The organism is Elongatibacter sediminis, assembly GCF_037892215.1.
Classification (GTDB): Bacteria; Pseudomonadota; Gammaproteobacteria; order Xanthomonadales; family SZUA-36; genus Elongatibacter; species Elongatibacter sediminis.
The window spans coordinates 1-2,052 of record NZ_JAZHOG010000024.1 but is presented as its reverse complement, the minus strand read 5'-3'; the positions used below and the strand labels follow the sequence as shown (position 1 = coordinate 2,052).

Below are 2,052 nucleotides of genomic sequence, written 5' to 3'. Positions count from 1 at the left end.
ATACAGGGAGGCAAGAAATGCCTAACAAGTCATTAAAGACGGACGCCGTAAACGGCGCCGCTTAATTCCAACGTTATGTTTAAATCAATAAATTCAGTTTTTTTGAGGGGAACACTGCTCTTGCTGTGTTTAACCATTCTCCATTCGTGCTCAAATGATTCAGTGCGTGTTCCTTCATTGGTAAATTTAATCGCCGACCCAGGAGCGTATAAGGGACAGCGAGTTGAAGTCCACGGTTACTTGGGAGGTTTGGTTTTTAGTCTTTATATCTCTAAAGAGCACGAACGAATTATGGATTCGTCATCGTCAGTTCAAGTTATTAATCTAAATATGAAAGAGACTGCAATATCAGAGTATTGTGGCAATAAATGGGCAATTGTCGAAGGTCGTTTCAACAAAAGAAGAGATGCCCCCCTTTTGGCTACAAATGAAATTGGGTTTTATTGGATCGAAGATCTCGAACGGATATTGGTTTTAAGTGATGAACAGTTATCCCAATGTTGGCCACCGGAACAAACATAACAAATCGTTCAAGTACGTTGCGGGCCTGCGGCCCTTCACCGGACATAAAACTGCTGCGCAGTTTTATGCCGCTTAACTAAAACGTTATCTGCACATCTAGATCAGTGGTACCGAAATATGGTACCATCCGATCATGAAACGGAAGCATCGGCGAACTCTGGAGCAGATTTATCGCCGTCCAGTCAGTGGCACTATTCCGTGGTCTGACATCGAGTCCTTATTTAAGTCACTAGGCGCCGAAGTTTCCGAAAGGGCTGGTTCTCGCGTGGCAGTTGTCTTGTTTGGTGAAGTCAGGGTATTCCATAGGCCTCACCCATCACCGGGCACAGACAAGGGCGCCGTTGCCAGTATTCGCAGGTGGCTAGAGTTCTATGAGGTGAAACCGTGAACATCATGGAAATTGACGGCTTCAAAGCCAAAATTCAGTACGATCCGGAGCTTGATCAGTTTCGGGGTGAGATCCTGGGGCTGAACGGTGGCGCAGATTTTTATGGCAATTCACCCGCTTCCCTTCGCAAGGAGTTCAAGCGCTCCCTGAAGGTGTACCTGGAGGTTTGCGAAGAAAAAAATATTCCACCCACAAAGCAATTCTCGGGCAAATTCAACCTCAGAATTCCTCCGAACCTCCACGGCGAAATTGCCAGTCGGGCCGCTGCTGAAGACAAGAGTATCAATCAGTGGGTCTCAGAAGTCTTGGAGGAGTCCGTCAGTGGGTAGGTTGGCAAATAACAAATCATTCAAGGCGGACGCCGTAAACGGCGCCGCTTAATTCCAACGTTAGGTGACTTGTAACCTGTAACGGGGCGGGTTACAATTCTGGAATGATCAAAAGCTTCGCCCACAAAGGGCTTGAGCGGTTCTTTGTGAAGGGCAGCAAGGCCGGAATTCAGTCGAAGCATGCAGCGCGTCTCAGATTGATACTAGCTACACTGAACGCTGCGAATTCCGTTCAAGATATGAACCTTCCTGGATTAGGGCTGCATCAGCTGACAGGCGATCGCCAGGGCATTTGGTCGGTGAAAGTAAGTGGCAACTGGCGCGTGACGTTTCGCTTTGAAAAGGAAGACGCTGAGGTTGTGAACTACGAGGACTATCATTGAGGTACTGAGATGCATATGCATAATCCACCCCATCCCGGAGAAATTCTTCGAGAGCTTTGTCTGGAGCCTTTGGGGATAACTGTAACTGAGGCAGCCGAAGGGTTGGGTGTCAGTCGAAAAACGCTATCTAGCATTTTGAATGGCCGCGCTGGAATAAGCCCAGAGATGGCGGTGAGGCTTTCTATTGCATTTGGCACCTCGGCCGAGAGTTGGTTAAACCAGCAAAGTCAGTTCGACCTTTGGCACGCGGAGCAGTCGCGCAGGACATTAAAGGTCAAGCGTCTCGCCGCAGCATGAGTCACCTAACTAGCGGTTCAAGTGGACGTGCGCAAGCGCACGCCACTTAACCTAGACGTTATATTTACGTGCGCCCACTACTGATACTCATCTTCTTGCCCGCGCTGTCTGTGGCCGACTGCCAAATCGAACT

4 protein-coding genes are annotated in these 2,052 nt (G+C 48.6%); all 4 read left to right on the top strand.

Annotated features, from left to right (window positions below; all coding sequences use genetic code 11):
- Window positions 1-655: 655 nt before the first annotated feature.
- The 4 genes from V3330_RS19575 to V3330_RS19560 all read left to right on the top strand — a co-directional run bounded on the left by V3330_RS19575 (window position 656) and on the right by V3330_RS19560 (window position 1,919).
- Window positions 656-910, top strand: a complete 255-nt coding sequence (locus V3330_RS19575; RefSeq protein ID WP_354697154.1) for a type II toxin-antitoxin system HicA family toxin — start codon at window positions 656-658, stop codon at window positions 908-910.
- Window positions 911-915: 5 nt separating this feature from the next.
- On the top strand, window positions 916-1,239 hold the full coding sequence (locus tag V3330_RS19570) for a type II toxin-antitoxin system HicB family antitoxin (protein WP_354697155.1): 324 nt from the start codon (window positions 916-918) through the stop codon (window positions 1,237-1,239).
- A 104-nt stretch (window positions 1,240-1,343) separates the two neighbouring features.
- Window positions 1,344-1,622, top strand: a complete 279-nt coding sequence (locus tag V3330_RS19565; protein WP_354697153.1) for a type II toxin-antitoxin system RelE/ParE family toxin — start codon at window positions 1,344-1,346, stop codon at window positions 1,620-1,622.
- A gap of 9 nt (window positions 1,623-1,631) precedes the next feature.
- Complete coding sequence (locus V3330_RS19560) at window positions 1,632-1,919, top strand: HigA family addiction module antitoxin (protein WP_354697152.1); 288 nt, start codon at window positions 1,632-1,634, stop codon at window positions 1,917-1,919.
- Window positions 1,920-2,052 lie beyond the last annotated feature (133 nt).

Excerpts from the sequence above, each read along its gene's own strand:
- V3330_RS19575 (WP_354697154.1), top strand. The coding sequence starts at position 656 with ATGAAACGGAAGCATCGGCGAACTCTGGAGCAGATTTATCGCCGTCCA.
- V3330_RS19570 (WP_354697155.1), top strand. The coding sequence starts at position 916 with ATGGAAATTGACGGCTTCAAAGCCAAAATTCAGTACGATCCGGAGCTT.
- V3330_RS19565 (WP_354697153.1), top strand. The coding sequence starts at position 1,344 with ATGATCAAAAGCTTCGCCCACAAAGGGCTTGAGCGGTTCTTTGTGAAG.
- V3330_RS19560 (WP_354697152.1), top strand. The coding sequence starts at position 1,632 with ATGCATATGCATAATCCACCCCATCCCGGAGAAATTCTTCGAGAGCTT.